The organism is Scytonema sp. UIC 10036, from assembly GCF_009725235.1.
In genome coordinates this window covers 20,407-42,390 of sequence record NZ_WJFC01000074.1, presented here as the reverse complement: position 1 = coordinate 42,390, position 21,984 = coordinate 20,407, and the positions used below count along the sequence as shown (strand labels likewise).

The following is a 21,984-nucleotide window of genomic DNA, read 5'->3' as shown; positions in this document are numbered from 1 at the left end:
AAGGTTCGTATAGTTACATTACTTCCCAAGATGGCGACTATACGCGCCCATCTCTAGAAGTGATGGGCGCGTATAGTCGCCCCGACTTTTCACGACATCTGCAAAACGCCATTTTGAGCTTTTCTCAAACCCTGATTTTTACATTAGCCATTTTCATTAATTTAAAGCTATTGAGAATTCAATACTGCGTAGGTTTTGCATAAAAACACGCAATTACGTAGGTTGGGTTGAGGAACGAAACCCAACATTTATGGGCATTGGTTGGGTTTCTCCCAACATTTATCGGCATTGGTTGGGTTTCTCCCAACATTTATCGGCATTGGTTGGGTTTCTCCCAACATTTATCGGCATAGGTTGGGTTGAGCGACAGCGAAACCCAACCTACAATTCTCTTAACCGAGCAGTATTGCCCTCTGTTCCGTCTGACCTCTGCCAATGGGGTATAAAACCCCACTGTCTACACGGTGTCTACAATCGGTTGGGGTCAGAATCCCCAACAGAAGTGAGCCTTCTGCCATCTGCCTCCAGCAAGGCTGCCTTCTTCAACATTTACGTTTTAGGTATATATGTGGGTTCGCACATAAGATAAAATTTTAACAACGGAGTGAAGCGGGTTTGAGACGACGCAATTCGCGCATAAAGTGAAATCGATTGTAGCACAACGGTCTTAGCCTCAAGCGTCAATTCGCACACTATATGAAATTTTCCGACTTTGATTTAACGACAGCCCGAATGCTTTTTAAAGCGCACTTTTGAAGTGTAATGAGCTTATACTCTGCTAATGGAGCGATCGCTTACTTTATATGATAGTCAACCAGCTTGACTACGGAACATTCAAGAGTTTTATTAGAAATTATAACCAGTATTGTCCGAAATCCCGTGAATTTCTGTGATTAGATGCAAAATTTCAACTTATGTGCGAATTGACTAGAAGGCTAAAACCCTTACTCCATGGTCAATTTCACTTTATGCGCGAATTGCGTAGCCTAGAGCGCCGGTCCACTAATATATGTTGACAAAAACTAAATTATGTGTGTTTGGGTAAAACCCCGATTTTCGGTGGAATATTTGGGTCAGATTTTTAGCGATTCTCCTTCGGAGACGCTACGCGAACGCATAAAGACCGAATACTAAAATCCCCAATTTTAACAACCTGCATATCTTGCGTTTTAGGTCAAGTGCTTCTACTGGACCGGCGCTCTAGAACCCCTATAACTTCGTTGTCCACATTTTATGTTATGCGCGAACCCACAGTAGTATTGAATGAGGAAGAATTTTCTGAAATTTAACGCCGACTGAACTTCACCTTTAGCCCATCGCGAGGACGAGAGAACGGGAGCACAACTCGCTCTAGATTTTGCCCTGGGATTAACTCCCATGCGTAATCACGAACTAACAAAGCAGCAAACAATTTCATTTCTAATCTGGCAAACTCTTTCCCCAAACACTCTCGTATACCGCCACCAAATGGAATATGACTGAAGACTTTTTGTTTATCTTCCGCTCGCTCTGGTGAAAATCGATCTGGATCGAATCGCTCTGGGTGCGTGTAGATCTGACGATCTTGATGTGTTTCAGGAATCTGATAATACACATCCCAACCCTTTGGAATTGAATAACCACCGAACTCACAAGACTCCAAAACTTTCCGCGAGCCGCTCCGAACTACAGGCGGTACAAGTCGCAACACCTCTTTCAGCACTTGCTCTAAGTACGTCATTTGCTTCAAGGTTGCTTGAGTCAATTGAGTGGGAAATCCAAGTTGCGCTTGTTCTGCACGCACGGTTTCGAGTACTTTTGGATGTTGCGCCAGTAATAGACACAACGAAGTTAATGCTGATGTTAGTGTTTCATGTCCCGCAATCAACATTCCCAAAACATTGTCTTTGATGTCTGCTCGACTGAGTGCATTGCCTTCTTCGTCTTTTGCCACTAATAAAATACTCAAAACATCTTGCTCGTTTGAAGGATGCTGTTGGCGTCCATCGATTAAGCGCTCGAAGCGAGCGAGCAATTTTTCCCGCGATCGAACTGCTCGATCGAACTTGCTAAGTGGAAACCGAACTGGAATCGTCAAAAGCCCTTGACTCCAGTCTTCGTAAACTTTTTCTAACGCTTCGTCCGCCGCAGTACTCACCCCCACAAACAAACGACAAGCAATATCGAGGGTATATTTTTTCAACTCTTCATACCAAGTCAGCGTTTCCATTTGTTCCCACTTTTGCAAGTACCGATGGGTCATTTCTTCCATTGTGACTGCATAGTTTTCTAAAGCTCTTGGCTGGAAAGCTTGAAACAGTTGACGGCGCAGTATTTGATGAGCCGTTCCTGTCTGCACGCCAATTGATTTTGCACCCAGTAGAATCTCAAAATTTGGAGTATTCGTCATTTCCAATTTTTCCCCGTCATTGGAGAAAAGAAACCGCGCCGCATCTGCTCCTATCAAGGCAATGGTTGGGCGACCGAAAAGATGGGTTTTGAAGATGTTACCATGCTGCTGTTGTCGTTTAGCAATAAAGCCTTCTGGATCGCTTAAGTAAGCGATCGATTCACCGATCGCAGGCAAACCTAATCCACCAGGAGGGAGTGGGAGCGTTGACTGAGTTGAAAGACTGGTCATGCTTTTCTCGTAATTGAGCGAGATCCTGTTTGTAAATTATACTAGTAGTCCGTCAAGAGAACTTTGCAAGGTAAAACAACATTCAGACTCATCTTCTTTTCCTCTCCCTTCGCGCTCTTTGCGACGCCCGGAGCTTCAAGCCGGGGAACCCGTCCAACGCACTGGCTCGTCTTTGCGGTTTTTAGATACTCTAGGAGATCTCGCTGAATTAAATGTAAAATATTAAAACTTTCTTAAAATTAAAGAGAAACATCTGGAATACAACTCCGTCTATTTGTAGTGTGATGTAAATACGTAGGTGAAGAGATATAGCGATCGCTCGAAATTTACGATTGCAAATATACACAATCTAGTTGTTTATAATAACTGGAAGTCGGTATGGTTACGAGTTTGTCAGGTCAACATAAGGAAAAATTACGAGATACTTTAATTAATGCTTTTCCTACTAAAGCATCTTTAGAGCAACTATTATCGTTTAGTTTAAATAAAAATTTAGAAGAAATTGCAGGAGGCAATAATTTACAAGAAATCGTTTTTAATTTAATTAAGGTAGCAGAAGCACAAGGATGGATTAAAGATTTAATTTTTGCTGCACGTGAGACAAATCCTGGAAATCTATTACTGAAGACAATTGCTGAAGAATTAATTGAACCAGAAATTTTATTATTTGAGAGTAAGAGATTTAAGGAGAGATATTTAGTAGATTCTCAAACAGGAATGATTGGAAAAGGTAGAATAGCAAAAGTTTATAAAGCTTTAGATAGCTATTTAGAACGTCATGTAGCTATTAAAGTATTAGAGAGCCAGGATTTAAAAGATAATTTCCTGAAAATTGTTAGAGATGCAGTTAAAGTTTCCGATGAACCAAACTTTATCACTATTTACGATTATCAGTACGATGAGGAGATTAATTCTTGTTACTACATAATGAAATTGCTTCAAGGAGAAAGCCTTCGTCAGAAAATTTCCATACGCAGTGGAGACATTACATTTGATTCAGTGGAAGAAGCTCAACAGTTTATCTGTAAAATTGGAAAGGTGTTTTTAAAACTCAACAATAAAATTGAAGCTAAAGAATTAAAATTTGATTATGATAATATTAAACCATCAAACATTATAGTTAACAATAATGAACCTTATATCTCATCATTCAATTTATACAAAGATTATAGTTTTGAAAAAATGCTTTCAGAACTTGACCATATGTCAAAGAACTTAGAGGAAGAAAAATTTCGAGAAGAATTAGCATATTTACTACCTGAAAATTTTGCATATAATAAAACGTTGTCATTTGATAAATCCGCTCAATATATACTTGGGCTTTTAGCATATGAGATTCTTACAGGTGAAATTCCTCCTACCCTTAAGAGCTTTGAAGAATTGAAAAATAATTATAATAAAGCCTTCAAACCACTAGCATCAATTACAAAAAAGTGTCCTAAGTGTCCAGAAATTCTAGAAAAAGTTATTCTTAAAATGACCGCTCCCGAACCTAAAAAACGATATTGGAGTTTGGAAGAAGCAGTCAATATAATTTGTAGTATGAATGTAGGTTTAGATTTAGTTAAAGAAAGTTATGAGAGATGTATATCAGTTCCCGATGATGAATTCTTTAAAAATTTTTATAGCAAATTAATAGAATCTATTGGTTCTAGCTCTTTTCAAAAGACTTCTACGATTGAGGGACGCTGGCACCATCAATATCAACAACTTAAAGATGCTATTTTACTATTATTTGCTTACTACTTAGAAGGACAAGATTCCTATGTTACAAACAGCTTAGAGGGAAGAAATATTCTAACTAGGATTGCGGAAGCTCATAGCCAGAACCAATATGTTACTTCAGAAGATTTATATAATAAATTTGAAGAAGTGATAATTGAAACAGTAAGTGATACAGATCCTCGATGCCTAGAAAGTGTAGAGCATAAAAGGGTAATTAAAGCGGCTTGGGAAGAAGTTCTCCAACCAGGATTTGATTACATAAAATCTAAGCATACAACTTTACATAAATCAATACAGTTTAATCAAGTATAGTAGGCTGTACGGGAGTATGCTAATTTGTTGAGATACATCCTTGAGAAATTCCCCAGCACAATTTTTCCCCTCAATTTCGGCATTATAATAGATAACTTGAGCTTTTGAGTACTGGAGGCGGAGCCTCCATGAAGGCATTCCCAGGCGGAGCCTGGGAACGAGGTGAGGATCTATGGGTCACTTTGGCTAATTGCATTGAGCAAAAACAATCCAACGTCTTTATGCAATCCCACATTATGCTGGGGACAGCTAGAGGAGTGCAAGCATCGGGGACAACCAGATTCACAGCCGCACTCTGCAGCTAAGGCATGTGCTTTCGCAGCAAATTTGGGCAATTGATGAAATATAGCTTCCGTTGCACCGTTCCCACCATCACAAGTGTCAAAAAAGTAAGCAACCGTACCTGTAGCTTGAGGAGTCACAATACCATCTACATCCAGACTCGAAGACAAAACCACTAACGGTACAGCTTTTATTATCTGATGCTGGATGCTGTGGAGTGCTGTAAACTCAGAGGCGCAAGTCCATAATTCCCGATATTGCTCTGGAATACCGTTTCCATGAGTGTCTGCGATCTTTTTCTTGACATTTACGATTTGTGCAGCAAGTGCCTTTTGCAGGGACTGATTCACTTCTACCAGTATACAGGGTGCTTGATACTGGGTTTTATAGGGCTGCTCAAATGCGACTTCTGATATGAGGTTGGTTATTTCAGCTGAACGCAAACGACTTTTGCAACAAGAGCAAACTGTACCTTCTAGTGGTTTGCGGTAGTTAGTACATTTTGCCGAAACACAAGTCATTCCATAGGTACGCTTCATCTGTCGGTAGCCCGTCACAAGTGTTGTAATTTCTCCCCAAACTAATGTCAGTCGCAACTTGCCTTCTGGAATGGATGTCTGAATGATTTTTGGCTCTGCTAAATTTGAAAGTGGTTTGATATGCAAATCGGATTCTGCTTCGGTGAATAAGTCGCTATCTTTCTCCGCTCGTTCTAAGATTGCTTCTCCCCGTTCTTCGTCTAAACTTTTAGAGCGATAAGCAACTAATTCTCCACTTTCGTCTTGTAAGGTGTAGATAGCTTGGGGAAAAACTTCTCGGTGCGCCAGAGAAAGAGACATTGTTTCTAAAATTTCTCTGGTGTAAGAGTCGATTAATGAGATGGATTTCTGAGAACTGCTTCTAAGGTTAATATCTTTATGAGGATAGCCTTGTCCCCAAACTCTACCGTTGCTACTGAGAAAGAGTTTGTTTTGTTGCATTAAGGAATCAGCAATTGCACCAGAGGCTTTACCAAAGCGATCGCTCAGTTCTTGTATGGCTATGCTACTTTCTATACAACCGCATTCCAAGTGCTTGCCTAAAATTGTTGGGTAATCTGGATTAAAAGCAGCGCTTTCCACTTCCCCCGATAGCAGTTGTTCAGTATGTTTTGCGTAAAAGACATCAATGGGATTTTGAGCAAGGGGCAGAAAAATAACAAGCCCGTGTTGCTTGCGCCCCGCTCTTCCTACACGTTGCCAAAAAGACATTAAACTACCGGGAAAACCACGTATGAGGCAACAATCCAGTTCGGGAAGGTCGATTCCCGCTTCCAAAGCAGAGGTAGAAATAATAACTTTGATTTGCCCCTTTTGTAGTTTCTGAATTATATCGTGTCGGCGATCGCCTGTCAAAGAACTGTGAAAGACTGCTACCTTAGTTGCCAGATAACTTAAACCTTGGCGTTGAGTTTCCCGTTGAATGAGTCCCAACAAACTTTTGACAGAGGCTCTAGAGTTGCAGAAGACAATTCCGCTCAAATCGTGTTGCAACCAAGAAATGATGATTTTACACGCATCAAAATTGGCAGTACTACTTGGAGCAAGACATAATAAAGTACGTCCGGCGCGATCGGCACCGCTACGTTCAATTAAGTGCAGTCTTTGGGGTTGATGAGTTCTGCCGCTAAATCTTAGCGCCATTTCAGTGGGATTGCCAATGGTAGCACTAGAGCAGATAAACTGAATTTTGCTAGAGTTACCGCCAACAGCATCTACAGCCAGTCGCAGCCGTCTTATAAGATTGGCAAAGTGAGCACCAAATGCACCAATATAGGTATGAGTCTCATCTATAACTACCCAGCGTAACTGTCTCAAGAACTGACGCCAAGGCTCTCCTTCATCTCGCCGTCGCGTATTGTAAAGATAGTGATGCAACAAATCGGGGCTAACAGCCAGGATGTTGGGAGGATGGGGGATGAACAAGCGCTGTCTCTCTTCTTTGGGGGTATCTCCCGTCATCAATCCAATTTTGACACTGTTTGGCATTAACCTTACTAACTGATGTAGCTTTCGCATTTGGTCTAATGCCAATGCTTTGAGTGGGAAAATATACAGTGCTGTTGTTTTAGGTTGCTTTAGGCAAGATTCTAAGATAGCTAGGTTGTAGCACAGCGTTTTTCCAGATGCTGTGGGAGTGACGAGGCTGAGGTCAAACCCCGATCGCAATTTGGCAAGCGCTTCTAACTGATGGGAGTATAGGTTAGCGATGCTATTGTTGTGAAGAGCTTGGCGTAAAGACAGAGGTAGATCCTTTGGGATGGGGTGAAGAACACCTGATGAACCTTCTGTGATGTCTGCTGTGACTAAAGCCAGAGATAATTCTTGAGCGAGCGCACGAAATGCAAGTTGTGGAATTTGTTGGATTTGCTCGCTAATAATTGCTAGATCGCTGCCATTGGCTTCTTCATTGGGTGCTGTGGAAGAAGCCAAAGTTGTGTGACTGGCTTGAATAATGCCTTTGGCGAGTGCATCTTCCCAATCGGCAAATTGAGTTGGGTTGACTTCCTCCAGGAATTTCACAATCAACCGCTTACCCAAAACAGCCATCACTTCACCCACTCCATACTCTGGAGAGTAAATATGCTTACTCGGAGTGAGCCACTCAGGTGGTTCCGGTACTGCTTGAGCAGCGCGGAGTATGGCGGCGTAGTCAGTTGGGCGATCGTGCGTCATAAACTCCTTTCAAGAGCTAACACCGAGTCCGGAGTTTCCATTTCTCCAAAAAGATCTGGCTGTTCCTCAACTATTGTAGTGCGATCGCCAACAACATCGTTGGGGTTTTCGTTAGCCCATTCTTTCAAGGAGATGCTTTCTCGATCCAACCACCGCACAAGTTCTTGCTTGTTATCGTATAGATCGCACAACCCGTACTCACTCAGAGCCAAGATTAACTCCTCAAAAGCAAGCACACCACTTTTTTCTCCGTCTGCTTCTTCTAAAAGAGTTCTTGCTTCATCTCAAGTGCTTCTAAGGTTGTGGGAACACACAGCACATCAGACGGTTGAAAAACGTGTACTTGAAACGAATCTGATGAGTGTCCTAACAAACCGATAAATTGCTGGGCAGGTGCATATTCCGGCTCTGATACAAAAACGATTATTTTTTTGAACGACATATGCGCTATATCCCCGTTTTTATTTGAGCGAAGCATATTTTTAATATTCACTTAGAATAGGGAAATTTTTTTCCGAGCACAAGATTTTTAGAACTTTAAATTATGAATATTTTGGATTGTCCTAAAAGTAGGAAAAGTAGTTGTTTTCTTTTGAATTTTTAGATTTTACATAGCAATTCTAGAGCATCGCTATACTAATGCTACTTTTCCTACTTTTTAATTCAGCAAGTAGCGGAACAGTAGCTAACGCTTTCCCCATACTAAGCGGCAGCAGTGAGGGATGAGATATCCACTGTTGTGTTTAAATCCAGAAAATAGTTTCTCCAAACCCTCTCTTACAGCCAAACGTTTATCAACTGACAGTAAACCAAACTGTGCATCAAAGATTCCTGAATCCTCCACCAACGCCCAAATTTCTTTGAAACTAGAGAATTTCATCTCAAACTCAAACAACTCAGTGGTAATTTCACTGGCACCACCTTCGTTTAAAAGGGTGGGTAGGGCATTTGCTCCAGCTAACCGACTCGCAAGCGTGATAGGAAGTTGGTTTTGCACGGAAACTTGTTCGTTAAACGATCGCGCAAACGAAAAGAAGAAGGTATTCTTCTCAGGTTCATCCCAAACGGCAACAGCATAATGCCCACCGATCTTAAGAACACGCAGCATCTCAGAGCAACCAGCATTGGGATTGTCTAAAAGCATTAGACCAAATCGAGACATCACACCATCAAAAAAACTATCAGCAAAGCTAAGGTTCTCAGCTTTCATAACAAGAAATTCGATATTGTTCAAACCTTCACTTTTCGCTTTAGCGGCTGCTACCGAAACCATTCCTGGAACGGAATCGATACCAACTATTCTGACTCCAGAAATATGTTTTCGAGCTAGGCTCAGTCCGGGTTCACCTGTTCCACACGCAATATCAAGGATTGTGTTATTTGAATCAACTGGTAAATGTTTGAGTAGCGCTTCACTCACGGGCGTCAAATAAGGTATCCACATATCAAATCGATTGGCGATTTGTTCGTAATTGGGAAGTTGTGCTTCAGCCATGTTCAACAGATTTGTTAGTTGTTATACAGTTTTTAGGTTACAACACCTGTCAAAAGACAAACTGTCGAACTTAAAGGTTTGGAGAATGCACTACCCACGCCATGCAAAACCTGTAATTCTACGGTTGTTCTTAAAGTATTATATATAACAGAATTTCTATAGAGCGTAAATCTTATAATTATTTGTGCTTAACTCAAAACCATTTAGTCCAGTTTTTGTTTTGGCTTTATCGTTTAATAACTGTGATAAAGCTATGCACACAGAACACCTACAAAAATCAAGCTTTCAAGCTTCCAAGGTTTTCTCAAATATTTTTATGCCCATACAGGTACTTGATAGGACAGTAAAGTGCTGGGGACAATTATAAAAGTGTCCAAAAAAGCAGGAGGAATTCAGGAATTCAGAAACGGCTAATAGTTTTTATTATCAGTGCTTGCTACCAAATAACTCTTTGTAACTATTTGACACAACCATGGCCACCCCGAAAGAATCTTCCGCTCGCTTCCGTTCCGCCACAGAATTTCCTAAAACTATCGAAAATTTACCTCAATCTGAGGCAAATACGTTGTACATAGTTGCTCAAACAATATGGTTCTTACAATGCTTGTCGTAAAGCAGCTAAAAAACAAGAAATTAAGTTTTCTCGCACTCCTGGTTGGATGCAACTGATAGCGGCATTTAACTACGCACAAACATTTCAACAAATTATGACAGCTTATGTAGAAGCACACCCCGAACCAGGGCTTAAAGGGACTACATTTGAGATAAGCATGAAATAATCTACCATTTAAAAAACTACACTTATCAGCCATGAAAAATGAAAAACAACTCACGACCATGATTGTGCCTTTTTATCTTGCAGAACAGCCAGATATAGAAGGGCGAATGATTCAGGAAATATGGGCTTGGAATTTTGATGAGTTGGAATACAATCATGACTATATCCAATGGTTATTTCCCATAAATGAGAAAAGCGCTTTTAATCCCTACGCGCCTGTTCTCAATAATGAAGTTATTGAAAGATTTCGGACTGACTCTCACCTTCAGCAAAACTTGTTACAGTCTTTCAGTGTTATGTTAAAATTTTACGGGTTAGAAGGCAACACAGAGAGCGATGCAGAGTACTGCGCTTCGCAACGCTATATTGTGACGAAAGCACACAACTACAAAATTCGTGCCATAGAGTGGATAAACTTTGGAAATCATAACTATCTTCGCATCACGCGCATTCTTAAGTGCTTGATGACGTTAGGATGTGAAAGGTATGCACGAGCATTTTACCAATGTTTACAACAAATTTATAAAGAGGAAACCCAAGCAATTACTCCCAAAACTTTTCATTATTGGACGGATGCAGCTTCTACCCCTTTATGCTAAAGTTGCGGATTTATAGCATTTTACCAAATGATTGTTACATACCATGGGGAGCGGATTTGTCTTATAAGATGCGCGAAAATTGGCATACCATCCCTTTTGTCCTCTGCCTTTCTTCTTGTCAGTAATTCAACGGTGGTGTGTAATAACCGCACCTCTACGAACGGACACCACTACAGTTGAAAAGATGAGAAGCGCTTAACATTTCGTTACGATAGAGACATCGGGAGGGGAAAAGCAAAACCTCCATATTGAAATCAAAGGAGAACCACATGAATGGCACAATTCGCGTTGGCAACCTCTTCGGGATTCCCTTCTACATCCATCCATCTTGGTTTTTTGTTCTGGGCTTAGTCACTCTCAGCTACAGCAGTGGATTAGCAGCGCAATTCCCGCAGTTGGGTGCAGCGTTAGCTGTTATACTCGGGTTGCTGACAGCACTATTATTGTTTGGCTCTGTTGTCGCTCATGAATTGGGACATAGCTTTGTCGCTCTTCGCCAAGGAATTGGTGTGAAATCAATTACACTGTTTATATTTGGTGGATTGGCAAGTTTAGAAAAAGAGTCGTCAACTCCTGCGGAAGCTTTTTGGGTTGCAATTGCAGGTCCTGTTGTTAGCTTACTGTTATTCGGTATACTCACAGGTGTTGGGATTGCGATCGCTCCTTCAGGACCCCTAGCCGCAATTCTTGGTGTTCTCGCTTATGTAAACTTAGCATTAGCACTCTTTAACCTCATACCGGGCTTACCTCTAGATGGTGGAAATATCTTAAAAGCTCTTGTGTGGAAGATTACGGGAAATCCTTATCAGGGTGTTGTTTTTGCCAGTCGAGTTGGTCAAATCTTTGGTTGGGTTGCGATAGCCTCCGGTTTACTCCCACTCTTGTTATTTGGTAGCTTTGCCAACTTCTGGAACTTGCTAATCGGTTTCTTCTTACTGCAAAATGCAGGTAATGCAGCTCAATTTGCTAGAGTACAAGAGAAACTCACAGGTCTCACAGCAGCCGATGCAGTTACCACAGACAGTCCAATTGTCGAAGCTCATCTTACATTAAGAGAATTTGCTGACAAACGTATCTTGGACTGGCAAAACTGGAGCCGTTTCCTAGTGACAGATGAAGATGGACACCTTGTAGGAGCAGTATCTATTGATAATTTGAGAGCCATCCCAACAGCACTGTGGTCAGAAACTCAAATCAAAGAAGTCATGCGACCAATCGAACAGTTGGCGACTGTAAGATCCGACCAATCATTAATGGATGCAGTACAACTGCTAGAACAAAGAAAGCTATCTACACTTGCTGTCATCCGTGACAATGGCGTACTTGTGGGACTTTTAGAAAAAGCTTCAATTATTAACTTACTTTACAAAAAAGCCCAAGCAAACGCTGCATAATCAATCTCGATAGTATTAACAGTCAAAGCCTAGTTTTTCTAAAAAACTAGGCTTTTGCCTTCTTCTCACTTCTACCTTTTACAAATGCCAGACCAACTGACTTCAACAGATAATATCGACTATACTCAACTGCGCGACCTTTTAGAAGCTGGACAATGGAAAGACGCAGACGAAGAAACTGGACAAGTGATGAGAAAAATAACCAACCGCGTTACAGCAGGTTGGATAAGAGAAGAAGATTTTGCTCAACTTCCGTGTTTGGAGCTAAAAACTATCAACGATCTTTGGACTAAGTACAGCAAAGGGCATTTTGGATTTGCCGTACAAAGCCGCATTTGGGAGAGTGTAGAAGATGACTATCTTAGGTTTGGCGATCTGGTAGGATGGAGACTTAACTATCGTTGGCAACCATACTCCGACCTTAAGTTTAGTTTAAATGCTTCAGTTGGACATTTACCCGCCTCGCCATTTTATAAATCTGATGGTGCAGCTATTGGATGGGCTGCAACTCTCACATCCAAATTAGAAGATTGTTATGCAGATGATTTTTAAAAATACAAAAATGCGTAGGTTGGGTTGAGGAACGAAACCCAACATTTACAGACATTTGTTGGGTTGTTCCACAAGGAAAGCCCGACCCACAAAAATTCGAGTTCCCTTGTAGTATTGAGAGCGAATTTAAGTAGCTAAGCGTTGCAATTGTTTCGTCAGAAAGTTAGCAATAAGCCAAGCAATAGTTTCGCCCTCTTCCTCTAGGGCAAAATGCCCTGTATTCAGCAGATGAAATTCTATGTTTTTTAAATCCTGTAGGTAGGGATAAGCACCATCGGCAGGAAATATAGAGTCATTTTTACCCCAGACTATTAATGTTGGAGGTTGGTACTTGCGAAAGTACTCCTGCCATTGAGGATATAAGGGTAGATTAGAACCGTAACTATAAAACAGTGCTAACTGGATATCATTATTACCAGGTCGGTCAAGTAGCGCTTGGTCAATATTCCAGTTATCAGGACTGATAGATTCAGGATTGCGGACTCCGTGAGTATATTGCCACTTGGTTGCATCCAAAGTCAGTAATTGTCTTAACTTGTCAGCATTTTCTGGTGTCGGTTCAATCCAATAAGCCTTCAGGGGTTCCCAAAACTCGCGCAGCCCTTGTTCATAAGCATTGCCATTTTGAACAATTAGCGCTTCTACTCGTTCTGGATACTTGTGTGCAATCCTATACCCGATGGGAGCACCATAATCCATCACATAAAGGCTGTACTTGTTCAATCCTAATGCCTCGATAAATTTCTCAATGACAGAAGCTAAATTGTCAAAGGTGTATTCAAATTCATCGATCGCTGGCATTGAACTGTTCCCAAAACCAGGATAATCAGGTGCAACAAGATGGAATCGATCTGCTAAAGCATCCATTAAGTTACGAAACATATGTGATGAAGTTGGGAAGCCATGCAATAAAAGGATGGTTGGCGACTGTGGCGAACCTGTTTCACGATAGGCAATATTGAGACCATCAATCTGAATTGTGCGGTATGCGGACATAGCTGTTAAATTCTCCTTTTGATAGAACGTTCGGTTCAAAAAAGGTTAAGGCAAGCGTGAAAAATTGTTGCTCGATACCAAACATTCGGTACATTCTTACAATACCGAACATTCGGTACAAAATCAAGAGATAAAATACAAAAGAATAAGACGCCCTGTTCATCTAATGCAACCAAGCATAAAGTTCCTCCAAAATCAGCTTTAGTTTGTTCGCATCCATCCCCACCCTACAGCACTTTGCTCTTTGGCATGGAGCAGAACAAAAACCTAGAGAACAAATTTTACACCGCACCATATGCAATCCCTGTGAAGCGTTCCCCGTTCCCCAATCCCTCAAACTTAAGAAGCAGTCCGCGCAGGCGGACTTTTAATTTGGTACAATTTGAGCTTGAAAAATAAAACAATATAAAAATAACTTATAAGTTATAAATCCCACTTGACTTTGGCGCAAAATGAGTAAGTGAGACCAATATCCGCTGATAGAGTTTCACTCTTCACAAGTTCCTCATTTTTTACATATATTATGGAAATTTATGAAGTCTAAAAAAACTTAATAGTTTCTATTCCCTCTTAGCATTTCTCAAATGAGCCTTGCCAACAAACAAATACTCCTATCTCTACTATATCCTTAAAAATCAAATTCTCCTGTAGCTTTCAGCAGCTACTAAGTAGGTGCAGTCAGAATGGTAGGATATTGCCCCAAATCTTATTGCGTTAGTTAATTTCTATGTTTTTTTTGCAATTAAGTAAAAGTCCGATTAGGAGACACCTAACAGCCAGGTACATATTACTTTTAGGCTGTACGCTGGTACTTTTTGGTACATACTTACACATTCAATTAGAAAACAGCTTACTAAGCCAATTAGATAGGTCTTTGCAAGTCACTGCATCTAAAACTTTCTCCGAGTTGGTTGAGGAGGATGGTCATCCTGCCTTTAGAATCCTAGACCAATCAGAAACGATTACGAATCAGCCAGCTAATACTGGCTTTGCTCTATGGTTGATATCTTCCAAAGGTGAAATATGGGATAGCATTGGTAATTACCAAGGTGTACCTGATATCAAGCAAATAAAAACAGGTTATGCTAACCTACGCCAACATAATAAAATTTGGCGAGTGTACACTCAACCATTACCTTTCTCCCCAAGCATTGGTTGGTTGCAAGTTGCTCAATCTCTTGAACCAATTTCTAAAGCATCAAAACATCTACTGACATTGATGCTTTGTAGTTGTCCTTTGATTCTTTTGGTTGCAGGGTTTGGAGGATTATTTTTGGCTGAACGGGCGTTATCTCCCATCGATCGCATCATCCGCACCGCACAAGCAATTAGTTCCAATGATTTTACCCAACGCATTGGCTATCAAGGTTCAACAGATGAAGTCGGACGATTAGCGATCGCCATAGATAAGATGTTAGACCGCCTGCAAGCAGCATTTGAGCACGAACAACGATTTACGGCGGATGTATCTCATGAGTTACGCACACCTCTGACAGCGATCAAAGGACGCCTTGGTGTCACTTTAAGCCGAACTCGCAGTGTCGAAGAATACGAGAGTACCCTGCAAGAATTACAACGGGAGGTCGATCGCATAATTCGCCTGACGAATAGGTTGCTTTTTTTATCTCGTTTGGAACATAGCGAATCTGAATACCACTCTAGCTTGACGAATATTGACTTGAGCGATTTACTAGAAATCCTCATAGAGCAAATTCAGCCGATGGCAGAAATTAAGAAGATTAGGATAAATGTTAGTACAGAGCCTTCACTTTACGTTCCTGGGAACTCCGACCACTTAACTCGCCTGTTTTTAAATTTACTGGATAATGCCATCAAGTATACTCCCGAAGAAGGTCAAGTGACGGTGAGAGCACATTGGGAAAGGGGACAGGTTAAGGTGATTTTCACGAATACTGGTCAAGGAATTAAAGCCGAACATTTACCCCATCTGTTTAAGCGTTTCTACCGCGCCGACAGCGATCGCTCCCGCGATACGGGAGGAGCGGGATTGGGACTGGCGATCTCCCATGAAATTGTTCGCTTGCATCAAGGTACTATCCACGTCACGAGTCAGCCCGATCGACTCACAACTTTCACTGTGCAATTGCGCTCTTCAAAATATCATTGCCAGAAAGATTACCAACATTTGACCTAACTTAAGAGGGGTATTGCGAATACTTTTAATAATTGTATTTTTATCAATACCCCAAGCTTGTAGCGATCCATATTTGTTCCATAGTTCCGAGCGTAAGTTGCCTAAAGCTTGAGCTAGATTAATTAATTCAAATGGAATTTCACCAACAGAGTAAGCAATCCTAGTAACTGTATATTCAGTTGTCTGGACTACTTTTTTTCTAGCCATTGGTGTCCTCAAAAATTTTATTTAAATACATAATACTACCTTGGACTCCAAATTGGCAATTTCTTTTTCCATCTTTTTTTTCATATTGGTGATAGCTATATTGTTTGTCAAAGTGTTGTAATGATAAGTATTGCATCACTATAATGAAGTTAAATATTAAAGTTAACTCCATTTTACTCCTAATTAAAGCTACCTAAGCTAATGGGATTAACGGTTAGCAATCTGTCGCAAAAGTTTTGATGGGTCAATGGACAGATCCCTGACTCTCTTTCCCAGCCGGAGGCACAGAATGCAGGCGGCGAGGCGGAGCAGAGCGATACAGGAGGCGGAGCCTCTCAATCAGGCATTCCCAGGCTCCGCCTGGGAACGAGGTGGTATGAAGTTTCTACACTACGAGGAAAGAGGGGATTTTTATGTTAGGGACCTATACTGACTGTTTCTTGATTCTACTAAGGCGGCGGAGAACTCGAGTTGTTAGTTCGGCTTCTTTAACTGACTTGCTAATGTAGTCATCTGCACCTACTGCAAATGCCCTATCAATTTCACTCTCTTGCGTGCGTGCTGACCAAAAGATAATTGGTATCCTGTACCATGTCGGATCGCAACGCACAACCTGGCACAATTCCAAGCTGTTTAATCCAGGCAATTCCACATCTAGTATGAGTAAATCTGGTCTCGAAGCAATCAGCACTTCCCAAAATTGATCCGGATCGCTTAATGTTGTGACCTCTACTCCTAATGGCTTTAGGAGATTTGTTAGATGTGACAAAGCAGCTTCATCTTTATCGACTGCCATTATCCGATTACCAGAAGAAGCCTCTTGCGTACTGCTTAATACTTTAGTCACAACTTTGAGGATATTATAGCTAGATTGAGGTTTTTGTAAAAAAATACGCCCGCCCAGACGAGCAACTTCTAACCTGTTTGCCAGACTCCCTTCTTCAGAAAAGACCACAACAGGTATTTTGGGAGTTCGTTGTGCTATTTCCTTAAGTAAGGTTAGTCCATCTTCTGTAGAACTGGGGAAATTAAAATCAAGCAGAATAACGTGGGGTGGAGTTTGGGTAATGACTTTTCGAGCAACTTCTAAATCTGTTGCTACCTCCACTCGCAACTTCCAAGCGATCGCTTCAATCCTGATTCGTTCTGCTAACATCAAATCGTTATCCACAATTAAAATCAGTGGCGAGTCAGAACTTTGCTCTCCTTCTGTTTTTAAATCAGGTGTTCTTTGTAACTCTTCTTTAAGTAATTCTACTAGCATCACAATATGTTTAACGTCCAAAGCTTGCAACTGCTTGTCAGGTTGAAAAAAATCCTCTAACTCCCTTGCTAGTTCAGAACCTCGCATCAAGCCAAAGATTCCCAATGAACCGGCTAAGGTGTGTGCTTCGTATTTAGCCTGCTGTAACAGTACGTCCGTCTGCTCGCCTTTTGCTAGCGCCGAAGTTGCTTGTTCTAACACAGCAAAATGTTCTACATACTTACCCTTGAATTTATCCCAAACTTTCGAGGTGGTTGCTGTAATCTTTTTTTGGCTGATTGTTTGCTTAACGGACGCATCACTTTCTTTTGATTCTGATGGAGTTTTCAGTCGATACCCCAAACCGTGAACTGTTTCAATTGGATCTGATGCACCAGCTGCCTTAAATTTTTGCCGCAAACATTTGATGTGAGTGCTAACGGTTTCTTCCCCTGGCGAATTGGCAAAATCCCAAAGTTTCTCTAAAATCGCTTTGCGGCTAAAAACACGCTTTGGATTGAGCAGGAAAAGCTCTAACAAACAGTACTCTTTAGGTGTTAATCGTAAGGGTTTTTCTCCGCAGGTTACTTGGTTGTTAATAGTATCAAACTGTATATCTTCCCAAACAATTACCGATGATGGTATTTTCTTTCCCCGTCGTAAAAGAGCACGAACCCGTGCTAACAATTCATTGATTTCAAACGGCTTAACGACATAATCATCTGCCCCAGCGTCTAAACCCATGACTCGATCTGTTGTGCTGTCTTTGCCAGTCAAAAGTAATATAGGGCTTTGATACCCCAAAGAGCGCAGGCGTCTGCATACACTAATACCATCCGTATCCGGAAGCATAATGTCTAAAAGAACTAGGTCATATTCAAATGCCTTTGCCAGTTCTAAACCCGTCTGTCCATCCATTGCTTGGTTAACTGTATAGTTATGAGCAATCAGGATGTCAGAAATTACTAAACTGGTAGGGCGATCGTCTTCTACCAACAGAATTTTCACGGATTCGCTTCCCTCATATAATATAGAGTTTTTCAAATCATAGCGATCGCAGCCATCTGGGAATAAAGTGTAATATTAATTACATTATAATGGATAAAGCTTCAGAGACAAGTCTGAAGGCTGCTAGTTTGAGTCTGACATATAAATTGGACTGTTATAGATAGATGCTAGATTTAACACTACAAGTTATGAGGTAGAGGGGAGGTGTGAAAAAATTGTAGCCTAATCCCCAATCCCCAATCCCTAATATTTTTTTTCATAGCGACGGCGGTAAAGCAACTCTAACTGTCCGCCGTACTCTTGAATGAGAGCAATTTGTCTTTGGTAGAGACCCCGGAAAGTGTTGGCAAATAGAAGGGTAAAAATAGCAACAACTAATCCTGAAGCTGTCGAAACCAAAGCTTCACTAATACCAGATGTGACTCCTGCTGTTCTAGTACCTCCCACATCTCCAATATTTAAGGATTTAAAAGAGTAAATTAATCCTAAGACAGTTCCCAGAAGACCCAACAGAGGTGCAAGAGAAATAATAGTATCAAAGATATTTTGAAATCGTTTAAGCAAAGGTATCTCAGCTTGAGCTTCACTTTCTAAAGCAAGACGAAATTCCTCTGGATTTGGTTGTTCCAATTCTAATGCTGCTAAAAAAATCCGTGCAATGGGTAAATCTGTATTTTTTTGTAATTTATCCATAGCACCCACAGTATTATCGCGACGGTAAAGATTCAAAACCTCTCGCACTACCTGATTTTGGCGCTTTGTAATCCGTACCCAAAAGAAGATTCTCTCAATAATGAGTGCGGCGGCTAGTATCGAAAATGCTAGCAGGGGCCACATCACTACCCCACCTGCGACAAATAAATTCCTGATTTCCATCGATTGTTATTCAACAGGACAATTAGTAGGTTAACAGATGGCTGTTGAAAAATATTGGCATAGAATGGCGGCTACTCTATGGATTATTTTTTTACAAGTGAGGCTTTTGTGAAGTTATTTCTTGTTCGATCTCTATGGGTAGCAGGCACTGTCTTGGTTTTAGCATCTACGCCAGCCCGCTCACAAGTTAGTACAAAAATTAATATAATCCCGCCTGCCGAGGAGACAGGCATAAATCGTACTAGTGGTTTTGATACTAAAATCTTGGAACAACCGAAATCAGCAGTAGGTAATGGTTCTCAATTCATTGAAAATTGCGCCTTTTGTAATTTCAAGTATCCAGAAACTGCAAGGCAGCAAGGTATGAAAGGCACGGTGGAAATGAGTGTCGAGGCTGATGACGTTGGTAATGTGACTCAGGTGAAACTGATTCGTTCTAGCGGATACCAAGAATTGGATGTCTCTGCTATGGAACAAGTTAGAAAGTTGAAATTGGCACCACAAGCAGGTGGACGACAAGATATGCGAGTCGAGATAAATTATGAATTATGAATTATGAATTATGAATTATGAATTATGAATTGAAGATTTAATCATTCAACATTCATCATTCATCATTCATAATTTCAGGCACTGCCCACCAACAGGTGAATGGTGGGCTTTAGCCCTACCTACGTGTAATGCTAATCTTCTAGCGGGAAGGGAGTAAATCTTGGCTAACGATCTCACGCATCCGTTACTTAAGACTTACCCAAAGTTACATAAGTAAAGATTATAAGTATTATTGCTTATTTCTATATATTTTGTATTTCCTTGCTTGGGTTCAAACGATATTCTGGAACTAATATGTCATAGAATCATGACAATTGGTCACCATTAAACTTTCTTAATCAATGAATTTGAATTTTTTACTGATAAAAACGCTGATTTATGACTTAAAGATTTTGTCGCTCAAATTTGGATTTTGGCTGATAACTCTCAATACTGCAAGGGCTGAGAGAAATTGTAGGTTGGGTAGAGCGTAAGCGAAACCCAACAAATGCTGATAAATGTTGGGTTTCGTTCCTCAAACGCCACATCGCTCAACTCTGGAAACCAGAGCACGCGAGTGGCTCCCCAACCTACCTTGAATTTATGTTTTTAGCAAAACCTACGTAGTATTGTGATAACTTTCATTAAAACTTCCGTCTCTTGACAGAAGTTAGGGAGTTTTTAACGAATTAACTCACAAAGATTAGCTAAGACCATAAATACACTTAATTTTCTTGTGTTGAAGGCTGTTGGTTGTAATTGCTCCGGAGAATTATGAAAGGTTATTTACCCAAAGGGCGGTTTTATTCAAGCTATCTAGCAAGGTTGAATTATCAAAATTTTCAGGAGAAATGGAAAAACTACTGCTTTAAAATTCGTGGAACTAGGCGTTCATCTTGTTTACATAGACCCCACTACAGACATATCTTTTGGAGTTGGTGCGGTAGTTTTATTGGAATAGCAGCAACGGCTTATCTTTCTGTAAAAACTAATTCTCCTTTGCTGATGGCTCCCTTTGGTGCTACTAGCGTATTAATCTTTGGTATTCCTGACAGTCCTTTAGCCCAACCCCGGAATGTCATTGGCGGTAATCTTGTGGCGGCATTAGTTAGCCTAACTATTCTGCATCTTTTCGGTTCAGAACCTTGGGCAATGGGAATGGCAGTAGCTACAGCCATTGGTATGATGCAACTGACTGCAACTTTACACCCTCCTTCGGGAGCAGTTGCATTAGTTGTGATGATGACAAAACCATCCTGGCAATTTCTTTTTATTCCTGCCTTAGAAGGTTCCATAATTTTGGTACTTTGTGCTGTAGTCTTCAATAATCTGGCTCAAGAGAGAACATATCCCAAGTATTGGTTCTAACTGTTGGTGTTGCCACACTGCTGAAGCGAAAAAAAAGGTTTACTATTTAATGCTGTAACTACAACTTTGCTCTCAGCCAAAAACCGAGGGCAAAATCAATACTTGTCGGTTAAGCTCCTACAATGAAATTAAGTAGGTTGGGTTGAGGAACGAAACCCAACAAATGCTTGTAAATGTTGGGTTTCGTTCCTCAACCCAACCTACAAAAATTCTACAACTTTGCTCTCAAGCAAAAACTGAGGGCAAAATTGGTTTATGGGACGGATACGCTGAATTTGTTATAGTAGCGCAACTACGAACGAATGAATATTCTATACTTTATCTTTCAGATGTCCATCTTCCATATAGACAATGCGATCGGCTATATCAAGAATGCGGTTGTCATGGGTAACAAGCAAAATGGTACACCCTTGCTCTTTTGCTAGCTTTTGCATTAATTCTACAACATCACGTCCGGATTTTTTATCAAGTGCGGCTGTTGGTTCGTCAGCTAAAACAATTTTTGGCTGGCTCACAAGCGCACGGGCGATCGCAACCCTTTGCTTTTGTCCGCCTGATAAACTCTCTGGATAATAAGAAACGCGATGACCTAATCCAACACTTTCAAGCATAGCGACTGCTTTACCATCCATGTCTTGGTCTAGATACTTGTCATGCAATTCTAAAGACATTCGGACATTTTCTTTAGCTGTTAAAAACGTCATTAAATTATGTGCCTGAAAAATATAGCCAATGTTGCAGCGAATCTCTCTCAAATGCTTTTGGCTTGCAGCACACATTTCTTGACCTAAAATTCTCAAACTTCCCTCATGAGCAGAACGCAATCCACCCATGAGAGTCAACAAAGTTGTTTTTCCCGAACCTGAAGGTCCAGTCATAATCACAATTTCGCCTGCTCTAATTTCTAAATTAATGTCAAATAATGCTTGTTTGCGAAGCGCACCGTCTCCAAAATAATGATTTAGGTTTTGTGCAACAATCACAGGTTCCATAAAAATACCTCTATAGGTTGTCATTGGTCATTTGTCATTGGTCATTTGTCATTTGTCATTGAGCGTAGTTGTTCTCCCTTGTCCTCCTTGTCTCCCTTGTCCCCTTGTCTCCCTTGTCCCCTTGTCCTCCTTGTCTC

At 40.8% G+C, this 21,984-nt stretch carries 19 protein-coding genes; 9 read left to right on the top strand and 10 right to left on the bottom strand.

Features of this window, described 5'->3' with window-relative positions; genetic code table 11:
* Nucleotides 1-250: 250 nt before the first annotated feature.
* The gene (locus F7734_RS29865) at nt 251-589 is read left to right on the top strand and encodes a hypothetical protein (RefSeq protein ID WP_155748202.1); all 339 of its coding nucleotides are present in this window, start codon (nt 251-253) and stop codon (nt 587-589) included.
* Nucleotides 590-1,285: 696 nt separating this feature from the next.
* Here F7734_RS29865 and F7734_RS29860 read toward each other — a convergent pair.
* Nucleotides 1,286-2,620, bottom strand: a complete 1,335-nt coding sequence (locus tag F7734_RS29860) for a cytochrome P450 (RefSeq protein WP_155748201.1) — start codon at nt 2,618-2,620, stop codon at nt 1,286-1,288.
* A 378-nt stretch (nt 2,621-2,998) separates the two neighbouring features.
* Here F7734_RS29860 and F7734_RS29855 point away from each other — a divergent pair, with 378 nt between their 5' ends.
* Nucleotides 2,999-4,657, top strand: a complete 1,659-nt coding sequence (locus F7734_RS29855; protein WP_155748200.1) for an effector-associated domain EAD1-containing protein — start codon at nt 2,999-3,001, stop codon at nt 4,655-4,657.
* 170 nt (nt 4,658-4,827) lie between these two features.
* Here the strand turns inward: F7734_RS29855 and F7734_RS29850 are convergent, their stop codons facing one another.
* The 4 genes from F7734_RS29850 to F7734_RS29835 form a co-directional block, all read right to left on the bottom strand.
* The gene (locus F7734_RS29850; RefSeq protein ID WP_155748199.1) at nt 4,828-7,653 is read right to left on the bottom strand and encodes a DEAD/DEAH box helicase; all 2,826 of its coding nucleotides are present in this window, start codon (nt 7,651-7,653) and stop codon (nt 4,828-4,830) included.
* Nucleotides 7,650-7,865: a hypothetical protein gene (locus F7734_RS29845; protein WP_155748198.1), complete on the bottom strand. Its 216-nt coding sequence runs from the start codon at nt 7,863-7,865 to the stop codon at nt 7,650-7,652. The genes F7734_RS29850 and F7734_RS29845 overlap by 4 nt, the downstream gene beginning before the upstream one ends.
* Before the next feature lie 50 nt (nt 7,866-7,915).
* Nucleotides 7,916-8,131 (bottom strand): hypothetical protein, encoded by a 216-nt coding sequence (locus tag F7734_RS29840; RefSeq protein WP_155748197.1) that lies wholly within the window; start codon nt 8,129-8,131, stop codon nt 7,916-7,918.
* A gap of 207 nt (nt 8,132-8,338) precedes the next feature.
* Nucleotides 8,339-9,148: a class I SAM-dependent methyltransferase gene (locus F7734_RS29835; protein WP_155748196.1), complete on the bottom strand. Its 810-nt coding sequence runs from the start codon at nt 9,146-9,148 to the stop codon at nt 8,339-8,341.
* A gap of 575 nt (nt 9,149-9,723) precedes the next feature.
* Between F7734_RS29835 and F7734_RS29830 the strand changes: the two genes are divergently transcribed.
* From F7734_RS29830 to F7734_RS29815, 4 genes are all read left to right on the top strand, one after another.
* Complete coding sequence (locus F7734_RS29830; RefSeq protein WP_243147170.1) at nt 9,724-9,927, top strand: hypothetical protein; 204 nt, start codon at nt 9,724-9,726, stop codon at nt 9,925-9,927.
* A 31-nt stretch (nt 9,928-9,958) separates the two neighbouring features.
* A complete protein-coding gene (locus F7734_RS29825) occupies nt 9,959-10,525 on the top strand; it encodes an opioid growth factor receptor-related protein (protein WP_155748195.1) in 567 nt (188 codons plus the stop codon).
* 269 nt (nt 10,526-10,794) lie between these two features.
* Nucleotides 10,795-11,919 (top strand): site-2 protease family protein, encoded by a 1,125-nt coding sequence (locus tag F7734_RS29820; RefSeq protein WP_155748194.1) that lies wholly within the window; start codon nt 10,795-10,797, stop codon nt 11,917-11,919.
* An 84-nt stretch (nt 11,920-12,003) separates the two neighbouring features.
* The gene (locus F7734_RS29815; RefSeq protein WP_155748193.1) at nt 12,004-12,471 is read left to right on the top strand and encodes a GUN4 domain-containing protein; all 468 of its coding nucleotides are present in this window, start codon (nt 12,004-12,006) and stop codon (nt 12,469-12,471) included.
* 126 nt (nt 12,472-12,597) lie between these two features.
* Here F7734_RS29815 and F7734_RS29810 read toward each other — a convergent pair whose 3' ends face one another.
* Nucleotides 12,598-13,467 carry an alpha/beta hydrolase gene (locus tag F7734_RS29810; protein WP_155748192.1) on the bottom strand — a complete coding sequence of 290 codons (870 nt, stop codon included), beginning with the start codon at nt 13,465-13,467 and terminating at the stop codon, nt 12,598-12,600.
* Between the two features lie 874 nt (nt 13,468-14,341).
* On the opposite strand from F7734_RS29810, the gene F7734_RS29805 reads away from it, so the two are divergent.
* Entirely contained in the window at nt 14,342-15,622 is a 1,281-nt protein-coding gene (locus F7734_RS29805) for an ATP-binding protein (RefSeq protein ID WP_243147169.1), read from the top strand.
* Here F7734_RS29805 and F7734_RS29800 read toward each other — a convergent pair.
* The 3 genes from F7734_RS29800 to F7734_RS29790 all read right to left on the bottom strand — a co-directional run bounded on the left by F7734_RS29800 (nt 15,581) and on the right by F7734_RS29790 (nt 18,956).
* On the bottom strand, nt 15,581-15,829 hold the full coding sequence (locus tag F7734_RS29800; RefSeq protein WP_155748190.1) for a hypothetical protein: 249 nt from the start codon (nt 15,827-15,829) through the stop codon (nt 15,581-15,583). The genes F7734_RS29805 and F7734_RS29800 overlap by 42 nt on opposite strands.
* A gap of 424 nt (nt 15,830-16,253) precedes the next feature.
* The gene (locus F7734_RS29795) at nt 16,254-18,080 is read right to left on the bottom strand and encodes a response regulator (protein WP_166482237.1); all 1,827 of its coding nucleotides are present in this window, start codon (nt 18,078-18,080) and stop codon (nt 16,254-16,256) included.
* Between the two features lie 243 nt (nt 18,081-18,323).
* Nucleotides 18,324-18,956 carry a MotA/TolQ/ExbB proton channel family protein gene (locus tag F7734_RS29790; RefSeq protein WP_155748188.1) on the bottom strand — a complete coding sequence of 211 codons (633 nt, stop codon included), beginning with the start codon at nt 18,954-18,956 and terminating at the stop codon, nt 18,324-18,326.
* Nucleotides 18,957-19,034: 78 nt separating this feature from the next.
* On the opposite strand from F7734_RS29790, the gene F7734_RS29785 reads away from it, so the two are divergent.
* Both F7734_RS29785 and F7734_RS29780 read left to right on the top strand, forming a co-directional pair.
* Nucleotides 19,035-19,508 carry an energy transducer TonB gene (locus F7734_RS29785; protein WP_155748187.1) on the top strand — a complete coding sequence of 158 codons (474 nt, stop codon included), beginning with the start codon at nt 19,035-19,037 and terminating at the stop codon, nt 19,506-19,508.
* Nucleotides 19,509-20,261: 753 nt separating this feature from the next.
* Complete coding sequence (locus F7734_RS29780; RefSeq protein ID WP_155748186.1) at nt 20,262-20,855, top strand: HPP family protein; 594 nt, start codon at nt 20,262-20,264, stop codon at nt 20,853-20,855.
* A gap of 311 nt (nt 20,856-21,166) precedes the next feature.
* Here the strand turns inward: F7734_RS29780 and F7734_RS29775 are convergent, their stop codons facing one another.
* A complete protein-coding gene (locus tag F7734_RS29775; protein WP_155748205.1) occupies nt 21,167-21,847 on the bottom strand; it encodes a DevA family ABC transporter ATP-binding protein in 681 nt (226 codons plus the stop codon).
* Nucleotides 21,848-21,984: the final 137 nt, after the last annotated feature.

Excerpts from the sequence above, each read along its gene's own strand:
- F7734_RS29865 (WP_155748202.1), top strand. The coding sequence starts at position 251 with ATGGGCATTGGTTGGGTTTCTCCCAACATTTATCGGCATTGGTTGGGT.
- F7734_RS29860 (WP_155748201.1), bottom strand. The coding sequence starts at position 2,620 with ATGACCAGTCTTTCAACTCAGTCAACGCTCCCACTCCCTCCTGGTGGA.
- F7734_RS29855 (WP_155748200.1), top strand. The coding sequence starts at position 2,999 with ATGGTTACGAGTTTGTCAGGTCAACATAAGGAAAAATTACGAGATACT.
- F7734_RS29850 (WP_155748199.1), bottom strand. The coding sequence starts at position 7,653 with ATGACGCACGATCGCCCAACTGACTACGCCGCCATACTCCGCGCTGCT.
- F7734_RS29840 (WP_155748197.1), bottom strand. The coding sequence starts at position 8,131 with ATGCTTCGCTCAAATAAAAACGGGGATATAGCGCATATGTCGTTCAAA.
- F7734_RS29835 (WP_155748196.1), bottom strand. The coding sequence starts at position 9,148 with ATGGCTGAAGCACAACTTCCCAATTACGAACAAATCGCCAATCGATTT.
- F7734_RS29825 (WP_155748195.1), top strand. The coding sequence starts at position 9,959 with ATGAAAAATGAAAAACAACTCACGACCATGATTGTGCCTTTTTATCTT.
- F7734_RS29820 (WP_155748194.1), top strand. The coding sequence starts at position 10,795 with ATGAATGGCACAATTCGCGTTGGCAACCTCTTCGGGATTCCCTTCTAC.
- F7734_RS29815 (WP_155748193.1), top strand. The coding sequence starts at position 12,004 with ATGCCAGACCAACTGACTTCAACAGATAATATCGACTATACTCAACTG.
- F7734_RS29810 (WP_155748192.1), bottom strand. The coding sequence starts at position 13,467 with ATGTCCGCATACCGCACAATTCAGATTGATGGTCTCAATATTGCCTAT.
- F7734_RS29800 (WP_155748190.1), bottom strand. The coding sequence starts at position 15,829 with ATGGCTAGAAAAAAAGTAGTCCAGACAACTGAATATACAGTTACTAGG.
- F7734_RS29790 (WP_155748188.1), bottom strand. The coding sequence starts at position 18,956 with ATGGAAATCAGGAATTTATTTGTCGCAGGTGGGGTAGTGATGTGGCCC.
- F7734_RS29785 (WP_155748187.1), top strand. The coding sequence starts at position 19,035 with ATGGATTATTTTTTTACAAGTGAGGCTTTTGTGAAGTTATTTCTTGTT.
- F7734_RS29780 (WP_155748186.1), top strand. The coding sequence starts at position 20,262 with ATGAAAGGTTATTTACCCAAAGGGCGGTTTTATTCAAGCTATCTAGCA.
- F7734_RS29775 (WP_155748205.1), bottom strand. The coding sequence starts at position 21,847 with ATGGAACCTGTGATTGTTGCACAAAACCTAAATCATTATTTTGGAGAC.